Source organism: Methylocystis sp., from assembly GCF_051061285.1.
Taxonomy (GTDB): Bacteria; Pseudomonadota; Alphaproteobacteria; order Rhizobiales; family Beijerinckiaceae; genus Methylocystis.
Map to the genome: position 1 here is coordinate 34,364 of NZ_JBPFEA010000034.1, position 18,697 is coordinate 53,060.

General features: G+C 62.9%; 16 protein-coding genes. 14 read left to right on the top strand and 2 right to left on the bottom strand.

What is annotated here, in order from left to right; all coding sequences use genetic code 11:
- Positions 1-29 precede the first annotated feature (29 nt).
- From msrB to ACR65T_RS12585, 13 genes are all read left to right on the top strand, one after another.
- Positions 30-431 carry a peptide-methionine (R)-S-oxide reductase MsrB gene (gene msrB / locus ACR65T_RS12525; RefSeq protein ID WP_434496794.1) on the top strand — a complete coding sequence of 134 codons (402 nt, stop codon included), beginning with the start codon at positions 30-32 and terminating at the stop codon, positions 429-431.
- Between the two features lie 685 nt (positions 432-1,116).
- On the top strand, positions 1,117-2,850 hold the full coding sequence (locus tag ACR65T_RS12530; protein WP_434496795.1) for a formate--tetrahydrofolate ligase: 1,734 nt from the start codon (positions 1,117-1,119) through the stop codon (positions 2,848-2,850).
- Between the two features lie 64 nt (positions 2,851-2,914).
- A complete protein-coding gene (locus tag ACR65T_RS12535; RefSeq protein WP_175092860.1) occupies positions 2,915-4,108 on the top strand; it encodes an aminotransferase class V-fold PLP-dependent enzyme in 1,194 nt (397 codons plus the stop codon).
- Positions 4,109-4,197: 89 nt separating this feature from the next.
- Positions 4,198-5,139: a D-2-hydroxyacid dehydrogenase gene (locus tag ACR65T_RS12540; RefSeq protein WP_434496796.1), complete on the top strand. Its 942-nt coding sequence runs from the start codon at positions 4,198-4,200 to the stop codon at positions 5,137-5,139.
- Between the two features lie 165 nt (positions 5,140-5,304).
- Entirely contained in the window at positions 5,305-6,165 is an 861-nt protein-coding gene (locus ACR65T_RS12545) for an NADP-dependent methylenetetrahydromethanopterin/methylenetetrahydrofolate dehydrogenase (RefSeq protein ID WP_434496797.1), read from the top strand.
- A gap of 12 nt (positions 6,166-6,177) precedes the next feature.
- Positions 6,178-6,810, top strand: a complete 633-nt coding sequence (gene fchA, locus ACR65T_RS12550; RefSeq protein ID WP_434496798.1) for a methenyltetrahydrofolate cyclohydrolase — start codon at positions 6,178-6,180, stop codon at positions 6,808-6,810.
- Positions 6,811-6,844: 34 nt separating this feature from the next.
- On the top strand, positions 6,845-8,017 hold the full coding sequence (locus ACR65T_RS12555) for a malate--CoA ligase subunit beta (RefSeq protein WP_018405889.1): 1,173 nt from the start codon (positions 6,845-6,847) through the stop codon (positions 8,015-8,017).
- A 17-nt stretch (positions 8,018-8,034) separates the two neighbouring features.
- Positions 8,035-8,922 (top strand): succinate--CoA ligase subunit alpha, encoded by an 888-nt coding sequence (gene sucD, locus ACR65T_RS12560; protein WP_014890657.1) that lies wholly within the window; start codon positions 8,035-8,037, stop codon positions 8,920-8,922.
- Between the two features lie 100 nt (positions 8,923-9,022).
- Positions 9,023-11,776, top strand: coding sequence for a phosphoenolpyruvate carboxylase (locus tag ACR65T_RS12565; RefSeq protein WP_434496799.1), 2,754 nt, complete (start codon positions 9,023-9,025; stop codon positions 11,774-11,776).
- Between the two features lie 21 nt (positions 11,777-11,797).
- Positions 11,798-12,769: an HpcH/HpaI aldolase/citrate lyase family protein gene (locus ACR65T_RS12570; RefSeq protein WP_175092866.1), complete on the top strand. Its 972-nt coding sequence runs from the start codon at positions 11,798-11,800 to the stop codon at positions 12,767-12,769.
- 171 nt (positions 12,770-12,940) lie between these two features.
- Positions 12,941-15,070 (top strand): hypothetical protein, encoded by a 2,130-nt coding sequence (locus ACR65T_RS12575; protein ID WP_434496800.1) that lies wholly within the window; start codon positions 12,941-12,943, stop codon positions 15,068-15,070.
- A complete protein-coding gene (locus ACR65T_RS12580) occupies positions 15,040-15,792 on the top strand; it encodes a DUF3142 domain-containing protein (RefSeq protein WP_434496801.1) in 753 nt (250 codons plus the stop codon). The genes ACR65T_RS12575 and ACR65T_RS12580 overlap by 31 nt, the downstream gene beginning before the upstream one ends.
- Positions 15,793-15,924: 132 nt before the next feature.
- Positions 15,925-17,199, top strand: a complete 1,275-nt coding sequence (locus ACR65T_RS12585; protein ID WP_434496802.1) for a glycerate kinase type-2 family protein — start codon at positions 15,925-15,927, stop codon at positions 17,197-17,199.
- A gap of 1 nt (position 17,200) precedes the next feature.
- Here ACR65T_RS12585 and ACR65T_RS12590 read toward each other — a convergent pair whose 3' ends face one another.
- Together ACR65T_RS12590 and ACR65T_RS12595 are read right to left on the bottom strand one after the other, a co-directional pair.
- The gene (locus ACR65T_RS12590) at positions 17,201-17,464 is read right to left on the bottom strand and encodes a BrnA antitoxin family protein (RefSeq protein ID WP_018405882.1); all 264 of its coding nucleotides are present in this window, start codon (positions 17,462-17,464) and stop codon (positions 17,201-17,203) included.
- A complete protein-coding gene (locus ACR65T_RS12595) occupies positions 17,448-17,750 on the bottom strand; it encodes a BrnT family toxin (RefSeq protein WP_434496803.1) in 303 nt (100 codons plus the stop codon). Before ACR65T_RS12595 ends, ACR65T_RS12590 begins: the two co-directional genes overlap by 17 nt.
- A gap of 90 nt (positions 17,751-17,840) precedes the next feature.
- Here ACR65T_RS12595 and ACR65T_RS12600 point away from each other — a divergent pair, with 90 nt between their 5' ends.
- Complete coding sequence (locus ACR65T_RS12600) at positions 17,841-18,692, top strand: NADPH-dependent oxidoreductase (RefSeq protein ID WP_434496804.1); 852 nt, start codon at positions 17,841-17,843, stop codon at positions 18,690-18,692.
- Positions 18,693-18,697: the final 5 nt, after the last annotated feature.

Genomic DNA, 18,697 nt, shown 5'->3' on the forward strand with positions numbered 1-18,697 from the left:
GCCCAAGAATTTCAGATAAGGCGCTGGCGATGGCCGATGCGAACTTCCCCGTAACCCACACCGACGCCGAATGGCGCGCGCTTCTCACGCCCGAGCAATATGACGTCATGCGCGGACATGGCACCGAACGCCCCGGAAGCTGCGCGCTCAATCACGAAAAACGCCGCGGCGCCTTCAATTGCGCCGGCTGCGGCCAGCCGTTGTTTCGCTCGGGCGAGAAGTTCGAAAGCGGCACCGGCTGGCCGAGTTTCTTCGATCCGCTTCCCGGCGCGCTCGGCTCGACCGTCGATCGCAACTATGGCATGGTGCGCACGGAAGTGCATTGCAGCCGATGCGGGTCGCATCTCGGGCATGTCTTCAACGATGGCCCGCCGCCGACCGGCCTGCGCTATTGCATCAATGGCGTCGCGCTCGATTTTCAGCCAGAGTAGGCGTCAAAAGACTATCGGCCTTCGTGATCGCCCGATAGAGTCAAGGCTGCGACGCTGGCTGCGACAAATATTTTTTTAAGGACGTCGCAACGAATGCCGCGACCGCTGGCTTGCGGTTTCTTCGGATAGGTAAGGACGGGCCTCGGTTTCTTCCCAGCGCCGGCGGCGAGCCTGTCCAGACCCGCCGCATCAGCTTTTCGGGCGTGTAGGAAACGTCACCCTTCTTGTAGCGAATGCGCGCATTGATTGATGTGCGCACAGCCTGTCTTTTCCTGTTCTATCGGGTAGGTGAAGGATAGGCGGCTGGCCCGGCTTGTCGAATAAGCGATTCGCCTCGCGGGTGTGTCGCGCGAGCGGGAGCCGCATCGCGGCGCCCATGACGTCGTCACGCCGCTGGCGGCTCTGCCGGCTTGACGATCAATTTTGATTCCCGTCATACGAGGTGTCCGCCAATGAATTTTCAGTAAGCGGATTCATGCGCGCGTCGGCTCGTTGCGGCGAACCGCGGGCCTTGATGCGCGAATTGGAGAAAACTACGGTCGCAAAAAAGGCTGCAGCCTGCATCGGCAGGATTTCAGCCCGGTCGGCCGGGAGCGGGATCGGCGGCGCCGACGCTCGGTTCTCGACGACCGAAAAAAACGAATTGTGGGCTTGTGCGACGCAGGCCTGATAGGGAGTGGACTGCATGTCAGAACGGTCAACCGCCGCGCCGGGCGCGAGCGGAAAGGACAACCAGCATCTTGCGCCGAAGTCCGACATCGAGATTTCGCAGGCCGCCAAGATGCGGCCGATTATCGACGTCGCGCGCGACAAGCTCGGCATCCCGGCCGAACATGTGCAGCCCTACGGCCACTATAAGGGCAAGATCTCCCTCGACTACATCTCGTCGCTCGACAGCCAAGCCGACGGCAAGCTGATCCTCGTCACGGCCATCACGCCGACGCCCGCCGGCGAAGGCAAGACGACGACGACCGTCGGCCTCACGGACGGTCTCAATCACATTGGCAAAAAGGCGCTGTGCTGTCTGCGCGAGCCCTCGCTCGGCCCCTGTTTCGGCGTGAAGGGCGGCGCCGCCGGCGGCGGCTATGCGCAGGTCGTGCCGATGGAGGACATCAACCTCCACTTCACCGGCGACTTCCACGCCATCGGCGCGGCGAACAATCTGCTCGCGGCGCTGATCGACAATCACATCTATTGGGGCGGCGAGCCGAAGATCGACTCGCGGCGCGTCGCATGGCGTCGCGTCGTCGACATGAACGACCGCGCATTGCGCTCGATCGTGTCGTCCCTCGGCGGCGTCACGAACGGCTTCGCCCGCGAGGACGGATTCGACATCACCGTCGCTTCGGAAGTGATGGCGATCTTTTGCCTCGCCTCGGACTTCGCCGATCTGCAGCGGCGGCTCGGCGACATTATCGTCGGACAGACCCGCGACAAAAAGAGCGTGCGCGCCTCAGAAGTGAAGGCGGCCGGCTCCATGGCCGCGCTGCTCAAGGACGCGATCGCGCCCAATCTGGTGCAGACCTTGGAGAACAACCCGGCCATCATCCACGGCGGGCCTTTCGCCAATATCGCGCATGGTTGCAATTCGGTGATCGCGACGAAGGCCGGCCTAAAGCTCGCCGACTACGTCGTGACGGAGGCGGGCTTCGGCGCCGATCTCGGCGCGGAGAAGTTCTTCGACATCAAGTGCCGCAAGGCGGGCCTCAAGCCCGACATCACGGTGATCGTCGCGACGATTCGCGCGCTCAAGATGCATGGCGGCGTCGCCAAGGACGATCTGAAGGCCGAGAATGTCGCCGCGGTCGAGAAGGGCTTCGAGAATCTGAAGCGCCATATCGGCAATGTCCGCAAATTCGGCGTGCCGGTGCTCGTCTCGATCAACAAGTTCTCGTCCGACACCGCGGCCGAGATGGCGGCGCTGGACAAGCTCTGCAAGGCGGAAGGCGTCGAATGCGTCGTCGCCGACAACTGGGGCTCCGGCGGCGCCGGCGCGGCGGATCTCGCCAGGGCGGTCGTCAACACCATCGAGACGCAGCCCTCGAACTTCAAGCCGCTGTATCCGGACGACATGCCGCTTGCCGAAAAAGTGCGCACGATCGCCAAGGAGCTCTACGGCGCCGCCGATATCTCCTATGATTCTAGCATCAAGGCGCGTTTCGCCGAACTGGAGAAGGAAGGCTTCGGCAACTTCCCGGTCTGCATCGCGAAGACGCAATACAGCTTCTCGACGGATGCGAACGCCAAAGGGGCCCCCTCGGCCTTCACGATCCCGATCCGCGAATTGCGTCTCTCCGCGGGCGCCGAGTTCATCGTGGTGGTGTGCGGCGACATCATGACGATGCCAGGACTGCCGAAGGTCCCCGCCGCCAACAACATCTACGTTGACGACTCCGGCCGTATCGCCGGCCTGTTCTAGCGTGTTCCCGGCGTCATTGACGCCGCGCCATTTTGAAACCCGCCGCTCGAAAGGAGCTTGAGAAATGTTGAATTCCAGAATTCCCGGCAGGAACTTCCTGTTTGTGCCGGGCCCGACCAATCTGCCCGACCGCATCGTGCGCGCCATGTCGGTCGCGTCCGAAGACCATCGCTCGCCGACGTTCCCTGACCTGGTCAAGCCGCTCTTCCCCGGCCTGAAGAAGGTGTTCGGCACGGAAAAGGGCCACGCCTTCATTTTCCCGGCGTCCGGCACCGGCGGCTGGGAAGCCGCGATCACCAACACGCTGTCGCCCGGCGACAAGGTTCTGGCGCAGCGCTTCGGCCAGTTCTCCCACCTGTGGATCGATCTGTGCAAGCGCCAGGGCCTGGACGTCGTCGTGCAGGAGCGCGAGTGGGGCACCGGCAATGATCCGGAGCTGATTGAAGAGACGCTGAAGGCCGACAAGAATCATGAGATCAAGGCCGTTCTCGCTACGCATAATGAGACGGCGACGGGCGTGACCTCGGACATCGCCGCGGTGCGCAAGGCGATGGACAACGCCAAGCATCCGGCGATGCTCTTCGTCGACGGCGTCTCCTCCGTCGCCTCGCTTGAATTTAAGATGGACGAATGGGGAGTCGACGTGATCGTCTCCGGCTCGCAGAAGGGCTTCATGCTGCCTGCCGGCCTGTTGCTGATGGCGGCGAGCCCGAAAGCGATCGAAATGGGCAAGACCAACAAGGGTCGCCGCGCTTACTTTGAATTCCAGGACATGATCGCCCAGAACGCGAACGGCTATTTCCCTTATACGCCCTCCGTGCCGCTGCTCTATGGCCTCAAGGAATCGCTCTCGATTCTGTTCGAGGAAGGCCTCGATCAGGTCTACAAGCGCCACCACCACCTCGCCGAGGGCTGTCGCGCCGCGGTCGCGGCCTGGGGCCTCAAGTGCTGCGCCAAGGAGCCGAAGTGGAATTCCGACACCGTCACCGCCATTGTGGTGCCGGAAGGCTATGACGCCGCCAAGGTCATCGAGACCGCTTACAAGCGCTACAATCTCGCGCTCGGCGCCGGCCTCTCGGAGGTCGCGGGCAAGGTGTTCCGCATCGGCCATCTCGGCGATTTGAACGAGTTGATGCTGCTGGGCGCCATCGCCGGCGCGGAAATGGCGATGCTCGACCATGGCATCAAGTTGACGCCGGGCTCCGGCGTCGCGGCGGCGCAGGCGGTCTATCGCGCCAATCCGATGCTCAAGATGTAAATCGGCGACCGGCGGTCGGAGCGTTCCGACCGCCGGAGCCCGATGAACGACTGCCAAAAAAAGAATTGAGAAAGAGGGGAAACCAGGACATGTCGCACAAAATCGTCTTTCTCGATCGGGAAACGCTCGACGCCAATGTGCGCAAGCCGAATTTTCCTCACGACTACACGGAATACGCCCAGACGGCGCCCGACCAGATCGTTGAACGTCTGAAAGGCGCGACGATCTGCATCACCAATAAGGTGCCGCTGCGCGAAGCGACGTTGAAGCAGCTTCCGGGCCTCAAGCTCATCGCCGTCGCCGCGACCGGCACCGACGTGATCGACAAGGCCTATACGAGCGCCAACGGCATCGTCGTCTCCAATATTCGTAACTATGCGTTCAACACGCTGCCCGAACATGTGTTCGCGCTGCTGTTCGCGCTGCGGCGCAATTTGGTGAACTACTATAATTCCGTTCGGCAGGGGCGCTGGGGCGAAGCCAATCAGTTCTGCTACTTCGACTATCCGATCTACGACATCGCCGGCTCGACTCTCGGCATTATCGGCTATGGCGCGCTCGGCAAGGAAATTGAAAAGCGGGCGATCGCGCTCGGCATGAAGGTGCTGATCAACGACGTCACGGACGTGCCGAACAAGGTCGACATCCCGACGATCCTGCGCGAGGCGGACGTCATCACGCTCAACCTGCCGCTCACGCCGGAGACCAAGAACATGATCGGCGCGAAGGAGTTCGCGTCGATGAAGAAGTCCGCCTGCATCATCAATACGGCGCGCGGCGGCATTGTCGACGAGGCGGCGCTCGCCGAGGCGCTGCGCAAGGGAGTGATCGCGGGCGCCGGCTTCGACGTGCTGACGGTCGAGCCGCCCAAGAACGGCAACATCCTGCTCGATCCGACGATTCCCAATCTCATCATCACGCCGCATGTGGCCTGGGCCTCGAAAGAGGCGATGCAGGTGCTGGCCGACCAGCTCGTCGACAATATCGACGCCTTTGTCGCCGGCAACCCGCGCAACGTCGTGGCGGGGTGAAGCTACGCTCCCTCCCGGCGCTTCGCGCCACCCTCCCCCGCAAGCGGGAGAGGGAACCAACGCCCGAGGTTGCGCGAATGCGCGTCGATGGCCGAGTCTGCTCCCTCTCCTGCGCGAAGCGCGGGGGAGGGTTGGGGAGGGGGCCAGTGAAAGGTTCGAATTCCAATGACCAAGAAACTGCTTTTCCTTTTTGATACCGATCCGGTTCCGAGCGTTTTCGACACGGTGGTCGGTTATGATGGCGGCGCCGACCGCATCATCGGCTATGGCGCCGTGACGCCCGAGAACGTCGGCGCGCTGGTCGACGGCTGCATTTACACGCGTGGCCCGAAGGAGAAGCAAAATACGGCGATCTTCGTCGGCGGCGGCGACATGACAGCCGGCGAAGCCGTGTTCAAAGCGGTGAAGAAGCGTTTCTTCTCAAATTTCCGCGTGTCGGCGATGCTCGATTCGAACGGCTCCAATACGACCGCCGCGGCGGGCGTGGCGCTGCTCGCCAAGGCGAGTTCGCTCAAGGGCAAGAAGGCCGTCGTGCTCGCCGGCACCGGCCCGGTCGGCATGCGCGCCGCGGCGATGCTGAACATCGAGGGCGCGGAAGTGACAATCACCTCGCGTCAAAAGGCGCGCGCCGAGGCGGCCGCCAAAGCCATTCAGGAGCGCTTCGGCTTCACGCCCGCGGTGATCGAAGCGTCGGATAACGCCGCGCGCGCCCAGGCCATCAAAGGCGCTCAGATCGTCTTCGCGGCAGGCGCCATCGGCGTCCCGCTGCTCGACGAGACGGATTGGCAGAACGATCCCACGATCCAGCTCATCGCCGACTGCAACGCGCAGCCGCCGCTCGGCGTCGGCGGCGTCGAGGCGATCGACAAGGCCAAGGAGCGCCACGGCAAGATCGTCATCGGCGCGCTGGGGCTGGGCGGGCTCAAGCTCAAATTGCATCGCGAATGCGTCGGCAAGCTGTTTGACGCCGCAGACCAGGTGTTCGACTGCGAAAACATTTATGCGCAAGCCAAAGAGCTCGCCTGAGCGAGGAAAGATATGAGCGCCAAGACCGATACGATTGGAAAATTCCTCGACGAACTCGCCAGCGATGCGCCGACTCCCGGCGGCGGCGGCGCGGCGGCGCTTTCGGGCGCCATGGGCGCGGCGCTCGTTTCGATGGTGTGCAATCTCACCATCGGCAAAAAGAATTACGAAGCCGTTTCAGCCGATCTGCAGCTCACTCTCGCCAAGGCTGAAAAGCTGCGCGCCGAGCTGACCGCGGGCGTCGATGAAGACGTCGTCGCCTTCAACACGCTGATGGGCGCCTATGGCCTGCCGCGCGGCACGGATGAGGAGAAGGCGAAGCGCTCGGGGACGATTCAGTCGGCGTTGAAAGAAGCGACGCTGGCGCCGCTGAAGACGTGCAAAATCTGCTATGATGTCATCAGCCTGTCGAAAGAGGCCGCCGACAAGGGCAACCTCAACGTCATCAGCGACGCCGGAGTCGCGGTGCTCGCCGCCAATGCCGGACTGCGCAGTTGCGCCCTCAATGTCTTCATCAACGCCAAGGCGATCAAGGATCGCGACTTCGCCGAGCAGCAGCTTGCCGAAGTCAATTCGCTTCTCGCCAAGGCCGCGGCCGAAACGGAAGCGGTCTATGAGACGGTCAAAGCCAAAATAGGCGGCTGAGGAAGCCGCGCCGCATTGCGAGGAGAGGACTGAAATGGACGTCCACGAGTATCAGGCCAAGGAAATACTGGCGAGCCACGGCGTCGAAGTTCCGCCCGGCACGGTCGCTTTCAGCCCGGATCAGGCGGTCTACGCCGCGACTGAGCTCGGCGGCTCGCATTGGGTCGTCAAGGCGCAAATTCACGCCGGCGCGCGCGGCAAGGCGGGCGGCGTCAAGCTCTGCCGCACCTATCACGAAGTCCAGCAGGCGGCGCGCGATCTGCTCGGCAAGCGGCTCGTCACGTCGCAAACCGGGCCGGAAGGCAAGCCGGTGCAGCGCGTCTATGTCGAAGTCGCCGATCCTTTCGAGCGCGAGATTTATCTCGGCTATGTTCTCGACCGCAAATTGGAGCGCGTGCGCGTCATCGCTTCGAAGCACGGCGGCATGGATATCGAAGAGATCGCCAAGAACACCCCCGACGAACTGCTCCAGGTCATCGTCGAGCCCGCCGTCGGTTTGCAGCAGTTTCAAGCGCGCGAACTCGCCTTTCAGCTCGGCCTCAATATCAAGCAGGTCTCGCGCGCGGTGAAGACGATCATGGGCGCCTATCGCGCCTTCCGCGACAATGACGCGACCATGCTCGAGATCAATCCGCTCGTCGTCACCAAGGACGATAAGGTTCTGGCGCTCGACGCGAAGATGTCCTTCGACGACAATGCGCTGTTCCGCCGTCACAATATCGTCGACATGAACGATCCCTCGCAGAGCGATCCGCGCGAGGCGCAGGCGTCCGAGCACAGCCTGAATTACATCGGCCTCGACGGCGAGATCGGCTGCATCGTCAACGGCGCGGGGCTGGCCATGGCGACGATGGACATGATCAAGCACGCCGGCGGCAATCCGGCGAACTTCCTCGACGTCGGCGGCGGCGCTTCGCCAGAGCGCGTCGCGACCGCGTTCCGTCTCGTTCTGTCGGATAGACGCGTGAAAGTCGTGCTCGTCAACATCTTCGCCGGCATCAATCGTTGCGACTGGGTCGCGCAGGGCGTCGTTGACGCGGTGCGCGCCGAAAAGATCGAGGGCGTGCCGCTCGTCGTGCGTCTCGCCGGCACCAATGTCGAAGCGGGCAAGAAGATCATCGCCGAAAGCGGCATTCCGATCATCCAAGCCGACACGCTGGCCGAAGCCGCCGAGAAGGCTGTCGCCGCCTATCAGGGCGCCAAGTAAGCGCCGGAGAACGACACATGAGCATTCTCATTGACGAAAAGACGCCGATCCTGGTCCAGGGCATCACCGGCGACAAGGGCAGCTTCCACACCAAGGAGATGATCGACTACGGCAGCAATGTCGTCGCCGGCGTCACGCCCGGAAAGGGCGGCAAGACTCACCACGGCGTGCCGGTGTTCAACACGGTCCGCGAAGCGGTGCGCGAAACCGGCGCACAGGCGTCGATCACCTTCGTCGCGCCAGCCTTTTGCGCCGACGCGATCATGGAGGCCGCCGACGCCGGCGTCCGCCTGATCTGCTCGATCACCGACGGCATTCCGGCGCAGGATATGATGCGCGTAAAGCGCTACTTCCTGCGTTTTCCCAAGGATCGCCGGCCGATGCTGGTCGGCCCGAACTGTGCCGGCATTATTTCCCCGGGCAAGGCGATGCTCGGCATCATGCCCGGCCACATTTACAAGCAGGGTCCGGTGGGGCTGATCTCGCGCTCCGGCACGCTTGGCTATGAAGCGGCGTCGCAGCTGAAGGCGCTCGGCCTCGGCATATCGACCTCGGTCGGCATCGGCGGCGATCCGATCAACGGCTCGTCGTTCCTCGACCATCTGGTGCTGTTCGACAAGGATCCGGAGACCGAGGCCGTGCTGATCATCGGCGAAATCGGCGGTCCGCAGGAGGCCGAAGCCTCCGCCTGGATCAAGGAGAATTTCTCCAAACCGGTAATCGGCTTCGTCGCCGGCCTCACGGCCCCCAAGGGCCGCCGCATGGGCCACGCCGGCGCCATCATTTCGGCGACGGGCGACAGCGCTGCGGAAAAAACCGAGATCATGAAGTCTTACGGGCTGACTGTCGCGCCGAGCCCGGCCGAATTCGGATCGACTGTCGCCAAGGTATTGCAGAGCGCCTGAGGAATGCAGCATTGGCGTCGGCGCGTCGCGCGCCGGCGTCCGGCCGTATTTTGCGAAGCCGTTCATCCTGCGCGGCGTCGTGAGCGCCTAAGGAGTTTTGATGACCGCCGAGACCCAGACATTGAAGAGCCTGTCTTCGACTGGCTTGCCGTCTGCTTACGCGACTCGTTCGGTCACCGAAGCTTCCGACTTCCTGCGCGAGCAATTGCTCACTGTCATTCGCCGTCACACGCCGGAGATCGAGGCCGTCGTGCGCGACTCAAAGGCGGGCGCGGGTCTGGAGCCGCGTCAGATGGCGCGCGCGCTGCAGGCGCAGGGCATCCTGTTTCAGCTCGTCTCCATCGCGGAGCAGGCGTATTCCATGCGCCGGCGCCGCCGGATCGAGCGCGAAAAGGGCCACGACAAGCTGCTCGGCACGTTCGATTACGTCTTGTCGAGCGCCGCGGCCTCAGGCGTCGCGCCAGACGAAATACGCGCGCAACTGCAGACGCTGCGCATTCGGCCCGTGATCACCGCCCATCCGACCGAAGCGAAGCGCGTCTCGATCCTCGAAAAATATCGCCGCATCTATCTACTGATGCGCGAACTCGAATCGACCCGCTGGACGGACCGCGAGCGCGAGGCGCTGGTGAAGTCGATCTATGACCAGATCGAACTTCTCTGGCTCACCGGCGAATTGCATCTCGAAAAGCCCACTGTCGATCAGGAAGTCGCCTGGGGTCAGCACTTCTTTCACGAGAGCATTTTCGATCTCGCGCCGGAGCTTCTGTCATCCTGCGAACGCGCGCTGCGACGCCACTATCCCAGCGAGACATTCGAGGTCGCGCCTTTCTTTCAGTTCGGGTCCTGGATCGGCGGCGACCGCGACGGCAATCCGTTCGTGACGAATGACGTCACCCGCCGCACCATGCGCGAAAACGCTGCGGCGAGCTTGAATTACTATCGAACGCGCTTCGTCGATCTTGCGCGCATGCTGTCGATCAGCCAGCGCGCCGCGGATATTCCTCAGTCTTTCCGCGACGAGTTGGCTGAACGCCTCGCCGCGCTGCCGGACGGCGCCGCGATCGAAGCGCGCAATCAAAATGAGCCCTACCGGCAGTTCGTGATGACGATTCTGCGCAAGCTCGACCAGACGCTGCGCGCCGTGAACGCCGAGCCGACGACAGGTCCGCGCTATGCGAGCGCCGACGAACTCATCGCCGACCTGCTGGCGCTCGAAAAGGCGCTCAATGAAGCCAAGAGCGATGCGCTCGCGACCGATCTCGTGCGTCCGCTGCGCCGCGCGGTGGAAACTTTCCGCTTCAGCACGGTGCGCCTCGACATCCGCCAGAACACGACCCGCACGACGCAGGCGCTCGAGGAGCTGTGGCGCGTGAAGACCGGCGGCGAGACGCCGCCCGACCTCGGTGCTCCCGAATGGCGCCAATGGCTGCTCGCCGAGCTTGCAAAGCCGCGTCAGGCGCCTCTCCCGCGCGACACGCTTTCCGCCGATACGCGCGACGTCATCGAAATGTTCGAGGTCGTCGCCGAGATGCGCGTACAGCTCGACCGCGAAGCCTTCGGCGGATTCATTTTGTCGATGACGCGCTCGGCGGTCGACGTCCTCGGCGTGTATCTGCTCGCCAAGGAGGCAGGGCTGTTTCTCGACGAACCCGGCGTCGAGATCCTCACGCTGCCGATCGTGCCGCTCTTCGAGACGATCGGCGATCTGCGCGCCGCGCCGGCGATCATGCGCGATCTCTTGCAGGTCCCGGTGGTGCGCCGCTCGACGCGCTGGCAGGGCAATCTGCAAGAGGTGATGATCGGCTATTCGGATTCCAACAAGGATGGCGGCTTTCTGTCGTCGAATTGGGAGCTGTTCAAGGCGCAGGCCCGCCTCAGTCAGGTCGGACGGGAGCAGGGCGTCGCCATCGCCTTCTTCCATGGACGTGGCGGCTCGGTCTCGCGCGGCGGCGCGCCGACCGGCCACGCCATCGCGGCGCAGCCGGCGGGCTCTATCCGCGGCCGTTTTCGCGTCACCGAACAGGGTGAGGTCGTCTCGTTCAAATACGCCAATCGCGGAACGGCGGCGTATCAGATGGAGCTCTTGGCGTCCTCCGTATTCCAGCATGCGCTGAAGTCCGAACGCGAGGAAGCGTTGGCGCCGCATGCGGAGTTCGATGAGGCGCTCGAGGAGATTTCCGGCGCCTCTTTCGCGGCCTATGCGAAATTTATCGGCGATCCTGACCTTGTGGCTTACTTTCAGGCCGCAAGCCCGCTTGAAGAGATTTCGCTGCTCAACATCGGGTCGCGGCCGGCGCGGCGCTTCGGCGCCAAAAGCCTGGCGGACTTGCGTGCAATTCCCTGGGTCTTCGCCTGGGCGCAGAACCGCCATTCGATCACCGGCTGGTACGGCGTCGGATCCGGTCTGAAGAATTTCGTTGACGTGCGCGGCGACCGGGGTTTTGAGCTTTTGCGCCGCATGTTCGAAGATTCGCGCATGTTCCGGCTCATTATCGATGAAGTCGAGAAGACGCTCGCGCTCGTCGATCTCTCGATCGCCAAACAATATGCGGGGCTCGTCGCTGACGAAGCCGTGCGAAATAAAATCTTCAAGGCCATCGAAGAGGAATTTGCATTGACGCGCGAGATGGCGTTGCGCGTCACCGGCGGCGTCGAACTGGCGGAGCGTTTCAAGGAGTATCAGGCGAGGCTTTCGCATCGCCTGCAGACGATCAACGAGGTCAATCGCGAGCAGGTGGCGCTGCTTCGCCGGTTTCGCGAGGCAAAGGACGAAGCGGAGAAAGAGGCCGTCAAAGTGCCTCTGCTGCTGTCGATCAGCTGCGTCGCGGCCGGCCTCGGGGCCACAGGCTAATTCAACAGGAAGGGGTAAAATATGAGCTTCACGTTAATCGAGCAGGCCACGCCGCGTCTGCATCGCTCGGAACTCGCCGTGCCGGGCTCCGCGCCGGGCATGTTCGAAAAGGCCGCGCAGTCAAAGGCCGATCAGATCTTTCTTGATCTCGAAGACGCCGTCGCGCCCGACGACAAGGAACAGGCGCGCAAGAACATCATCCAGGGCCTCAACGACATCGACTGGGGCAAGAAGGTGATGACGCTGCGCATCAACGGTCTCGACACGCAATATTGCTATCGCGACGTCGTCGACGTTCTCGAGAACTGCCCGCGCCTCGACATCGTGCTGATCCCGAAGGTCGGCGTTCCGGCCGACGTCTACGCGATCGACATGATGATCACGCAGATCGAGCAGTACAAGAAGCGCACCAAGAAGATCGGCATCGAAATCCTGATCGAGACCGCGCTCGGCATGGCCAATGTCGAGGCCATCGCGCAGTCGTCAAAGCGCCTTGAGGCCATGTCCTTCGGCGTCGCCGACTATGCGGCGTCGACCCGCGCCCGCACCACCGTCATCGGCGGCGTCAATCCGGATTACGGCGTGCTGACCGACAAGGACGCGAGCGGCAATCGCGAATACTACTGGGCCGATCAGTGGCATGCGGCGCAGACGCGCATGATGGTCGCCTGCCGCGCTTACGGCCTGCGTCCGATCGATGGCCCCTTCGGCGACTTCGGCGATCCGGACGGCTATATCGCCGCCGCCAAGCGCGCCGCGGTGCTCGGCTATGAGGGCAAGTGGGCGATCCATCCCTCGCAGATCGAACTCGCCAATCAGGTCTTCACGCCGTCCGACGCCGAGGTGACGAAGGCCCGCCGCATTCTCGACGCGATGAGCCAGGCCGCCAAGGAAGGCAAGGGCGCCGTCTCTCTCGACGGCCGCCTGATCGACATCGCCTCGATCCGCATGGCCGAGGCGCTGATCGAAAAGGCCAACGCAATGGCGGCGTAAGCCGCAGCCCACCAAAGAGCGGGGCATATAAAGGGCGAGGACGGCATGGCGCCACCCTCGCCCTATTTTTGAAGCGTCTAAATTCTACTTGATTATTTTCAACAGACGCGCGCCCGCCGATCCGGTAGAAGCAGTCTGACGCAGCTTGCCGGCCACGTTCAGGGAACCGCCATGCGCCAGCTTTTTTCGAGTCTCGCATCTCTTATGCTGCTGTGCTCCGCGAGCCAGGCGTTCGCCTGCGCCGGCGATGGTCTCGGCCGCGCCGGATGGAAGCTGGATCACAAGGATTTTTCCAATCGCGACAATTTGCCGTTCCTCAGTCCGGGCAATGACAGCCGCGTCAACGCGCAGTTCCTGATGATGGACGCGCGGCCTTGGCCCGTCGAGCCGCCAAAGGGCGAGGTGAAGCTCGACATCTATCCCGACTATTTCGTGCTTTTCGCGCGTGACGCGTTTAACGACACCTTCGCGCGAAACTCTTGCGATTATGCGGGCCGGCCCGTCAAAGACGTGACGACGACGCCGAGCGACTTCTTTGATGAAGGCACGCGATGCGTCTCTGCTCAAAGCGGCGAGGACGCCTTTATTCGGGCCGCGCAGGCCGAAAAGGCTCTAAGCGAAGCTGAGCGCGCTGCGCTGATCCATTCCCGCAAGCAGATCACGACCGCCTGCCAAGGAAAGGATGCGGCGCCCGGCGCCTCGAAGGCTTATGTCGCGGGCGCCGACGCATCGGCAGCCGCGCGCGAATTCGCCGCTTATCTTGCCGGCGCAGAGTCCTTTTACGGCGGCGCATTCGACGCTGCGCTCACAGCTTTTCGCAGCCTCGCGAAAGCGCAGAATGTGTGGGTGCGCGAGAGCGCACGCTACATGATCGCCCGCACGCTTTTGAACAAGGCGTCCGTTGGCGCGTTCGCCGAACTGGACGGCGTTCCCGAGCCGAAAGTGTCGGATCACGAATCGCTGAAAGCGGCGGAATCCGAATTCAAATCCTATCTCGTCGACTATCCGCACGGACGCTACGTCGCGTCGGCGCGCGGCTTGTTACGTCGCATCTATTGGCTCGCTGGCGATCGATCGCAGGCCGCGACGGAGTACGCCTGGCAGCTGACGCATGCGCGCGATCCGGACGCCAATCTCCGCAGTTCGGATCTCGCCGCTGAAATCGACTCGAAACTCGGTCTCGACTCAAAAGACGTCCATGACGCGAATCTTCTCGCGATCGACGATTTGACGAGGATGCGGCCCACCGATGCGTCGCAGAAGAAGTTCTCGGCGGCTGATCTCGACGCCCAGGCGCGAGACTTCACAGGCCATGACGCGCTGTTCGCCTTTCTGAAGGCGGCGCGCGCCTATTATGTCGACGGCGACCATGCGACGGCATTGAAGCTGTTGGGTGATCCGACGCCCGGGCCGTTGTCGCCGCCCTATCTCGGCTTCAGCCGTGAAGTTCTTCGCGGTCAGGCGCTGCTGGCGTCGGAGCAGTATGCGGCGGCAGTCGACCACTGGAGGCGGCTGTTGCCGCTCGCCACGCAGCCTTGGCAGAAAGAGGCGGTCGAACTCGGCCTCGCGTTGAGCTGGGAACGCTCCGGAGAGGTCAACAAGGTCTTCTTGAAGGATAAGCAACTGTCGTCGCCGCGGATTCGCGCGATGCTGCTGCGATATATTGCAGGTCCGATCCTGCTGCGGATGGCCGTCGCGGACCCGGCCTCGGCGGAGGAGCGCAAGCTTGCGCGCTTCGTGCTTCTCCTCAAAGAGGCGACGCACGGCCAATATGCGGGGTTCCTTCGGGATTATTCTGCGGAGGGATTGGCGAAGGACGACGCCGACACCGCGCTGCCCGGGCAATATCCCAATTACCAATCCAGCGTCTTGCTGTGGAGCGGCGGCGCCGACAAGGGCTACGCTTGTCCAGACATCAAGTCGATTGTCGGCGAACTCGCCGCCAATCCTCAGGACCCGCACGCCATGCTGTGCTTTGGCGACTTCATCCGCGTGAACAGTCTCGACGGTTTTGAGGCGTCCCGGCCGGCGCCCGATGAACTTGGCGGCGGCAAATCCATATTTCCCGGCGAACCCTATGCGCGTGGCGAGGTCTATAAGAAACTCATCGCCTCGCCGGCGACGCCTGCGCGCGACCGGGCTTATGCGCTCTACCGCGCGATCAATTGCTACGCGCCGGCGAACAACAACACTTGCGGCGGCAAGGACGTCGAGAAGGCGCAGCGCAAAGCCTGGTATGACCAGCTCAAGGCGCGATATGGCGCGACAACATGGGCGAAAAGCCTGAGATTTTACTGGTGACGATGTCGCGGCGTGTCGCCGCCGCCTGTCTTCTCGCCGTTGGCGTCGTTTTGACAGCGGCGGCCGACACGATTGTGCGCGCGGCGGATTACGACGCCTATTGGCTATGGGCCGGCGTGCGCGCGCGTCCCGAAATCGCTTCCGCCAAGACCATCTATCTGCTCCAGGCTGAAATCGGACCCGATGATTCAGGCAAGATGCGTCTAAAGGCGCAGGGCGCCACCGAGCCGAGCCCTCATCCGCAAGCATTATGGCTGGTCTATCGCGTGCGCAGCATCGACTGGACGCCCGCGATTTTTGCGGCGGTCAAGCGTCGGCTTGCCGAGTGGCGCGCCAAATCGGACAAGGTCATCGGCGTTCAGATCGACTTTGACGCCGCGACGCGTGGCCTGACCACATACGCAGCCTTCCTTGCAGAGCTACGTCAGACGTTGCCGGCGGATTGCGCGCTCGGCATTAGCGGCCTTATGGATTGGGCCTCTCAGGCCACGCCGGAAGACATTGACAGACTTAGTCGGAGCGTCGACGAGGTCGTGTTTCAGACCTATCGCGGCCGCGCCACCGTTGATCATATCGACGATTACCTGGCGCGCGTCGGACGTGTCCATACGCCTTTCCGGCTCGGCCTCGCGGAGGGCGCCGTCTGGTCGCCGCCGGAAACACTGGCGCGTCACCCTTATTTTCGCGGCTATGTCGTGTTTTTGCGTAATCCACCGCGATGAGCGGGCCGCCGCGGCGCGCGACTCCACGCCCGGTTGACGGGCGCTTGAGATGCTGAAAAGACAGCGCCGACGGTTATCGCAGTTGCACGGCGCTAACCGACGGATTGCCAAAAGAACAAGGTAAAATGCGCGATGTCCGACGATTGCCGCACCCTCCTTCGCGCCATGTTCGACGCCGCCGTCGCCGCTGCGTCGCCTGCGGTCTGCCTGCCGCCCTATCTCGCGAAGATCGCGCCGCCGAAGGGCCGCACCATCGTCGTCGGCGCGGGCAAGGCGGCCGCCTCCATGGCGGCGGCGGTGGAGGCGCATTGGCAAGGCCCGCTCGAAGGGCTCGTCGTCACGCGCTACGAGCATGGCGCGCCGACGAAACACATCGAAGTGATCGAAGCCTCGCATCCGGTGCCTGACGCGGCGGGACGCGAGGCGGCCAAGCGCATTTTGCAGAAGGTGCAGGGGCTTTCGCAAGACGATCTCGTTCTTGCGCTGATTTCCGGCGGCGGCTCGGCGCTGATGGCGCTGCCGGCCGAGGGCGTCACGCTTGAGGAAAAGCAGGCGGTGAATAAGGCGCTGTTGAAGAGCGGCGCGAACATCTCCGAGATGAATTGCGTGCGCAAGCATCTCTCCGGCATCAAGGGCGGGCGTCTCGCCCGCGCCGCGGCGCCCGCGCGCGTCGTGGCGTTGATGATTTCCGATGTGCCGAATGACGATCTTTCGGTGATCGCCTCCGGCCCCACGGTTCCCGATCCGACGACCCGCGAAGATGCTCTGGCCGTCATCGCCAAATATAAGATCGACGCGCCGTCGGCGGTGCTGGCGCATCTGCAAAAGCCCGGATGCGAAACGCCCAAGCCCGGCGACGCCATCTTCGAGAAAGTGCAGAACATTCTCATCGCCACGCCGCAAGGCTCGCTGGACGCGGCTGCGGCTGTAGCGAAGTCGGCGGGGTTCACGCCTTGCATCCTGGGCGACCTCGAGGGCGAGTCGCGCGACGTGGCGCTCGTGCATGCCGGCATCGCAAAGCAGATCGCTCTCCATGGCCAGCCCTTCGCGCCGCCCGTCGCCATCATCTCGGGCGGCGAGACGACCGTCACCGTGCGCGGCAAGGGACGGGGCGGACGTGACGCGGAGTTCTTGCTCGGATTGACGCTCGCGCTCGAAGGCTTTGGCGGCATATCGGCGATCGCTTGCGACACCGACGGCATCGACGGCAGCGAGGACAACGCCGGCGCGATCATGACGGCGGATTCGTTCGAGCGCGCGAAAAAAGGCGGCGTCGATCTGAAGGCGCATTTCGCCAACAATGACGCCTACACAGCGTTCGAAAAGCTCGGCGACCTCGTCGTGACCAAGCCGACCCGCACCAACGTCAACGACTTCCGCGCGATCCTGGTGCCGAAGCGGGTGTAAGTCAGCGGACCTTCTCGGCGAGCCAGATTTTTATGAGCGACTGATAGGGCACGTCGCGCTTATTGGCTGCGATCTTGATCTGCTCGAGCAGACTGACCGGAAGCCGCAGAGAGATCGAGGTTGTCGACGGTTTGAGATTCGGCATCCGAACCCGCTTCGCCTTGCTCCAGTCGACATGTTCCGCGGAGTCGTGACTTTCCCAATAAGCACGTTCGTCTGCTTCGGTTGCGAAAGTCGGCGGCGGAGTCTTAGTCGTCTTGCTCATAGCGTTGTCGTTCCTTGCGACTCATGTCGCGAGCGGAGATAACTCGAATGCGCGTCCCGTTTGAGCGCAGCGTGAATGTGACATGCAGCAATCGAGATGCGTCCGTTCGACCAAGGGCGTGATAGCGTGACTCGCTCTCGTTGTGAGCCAAGTCATCCGTCACGATCAGCGGATCATTGGCAAAAATCTGCTCAGCCTCCGCTTGGCTCACGTCGTGCTTTTCGACGCTTTTGCGCGCGTTGCCGTGATCCCACTCGAAACCGACGACATGTTCGAAATTGACCATTTATGTATATTTCCATAATATACAACAGAGTCAATAAAGCGAAAGGGCGGAATGTTGCGCCAGCAGAGCAACCCGCCTAAAGGAAGCGCCATGAACAAGCCTTTAAGCCCGCAACCATTCGATCCGCGTGGCGCGGCGGCGATGTTTGAACGCTATCGCCGCAACGATTCGCCAAAGCCCAAGCAGTGGAACGACACGCTCGATCTCATTCTGGCGCATCGGTCGCATCGCAATTTCCTGCCCGAGCCGCTGCCCGAGGGCGCGCTGGAGATCATCGTCGCGGCCGCGCAGTCGGCGTCGACATCGTCGAATCTGCAAGTCTGGAGCGTCGTCGCGGTGCAGGACGAGGCGCGCAAGGCTCGTCTCGCCGATCTTGCCGGCGGCCAGAAGCACATCCATCACGCCCCACTGTTTCTCGTCTGGCTCTGCGATCTTGCGCGGCTCGAAAATCTCGGGCGCGAGAGGGGCCGCGATGCAGCCGGACTCTCGTATTTCGAGTTGTTCCTGACCGGCGTCGTCGACGCCGCGCTCGCCGCGCAGAACGCGGTCAGCGCACTTGAATCGATCGGCCTGGGCTGCTGCTATATCGGCGCGATGCGCAATAAGCCGGAGGAGGTCGCCAAGGAATTGAATTTGCCGCCGAATGTCTTCGCCGTCTTCGGCATGGTTGTCGGCGTTCCCGATCCAGCCGCCAACGCCGCCGTTAAACCTCGCCTTGGTCAGGCGGCGGTGCTTCATCACGAGCAATATGAATGGGGCGAGGCGCAGCGCGAGGCGATCGAAACGCTCGATGAAAAGTTCAAGGAATTCCAGAAGGAGCAGGGCCTGCCGGATCAGGGGTGGATTCGTCAGGCGCTGTCGCGCGTGCGCGGACCGGAGGCGTTGAGCGGTCGCGACCGCATTCGTGAAGCCCTCAACGCATTGGGCTTCGCTCTTAAGTGAATCGA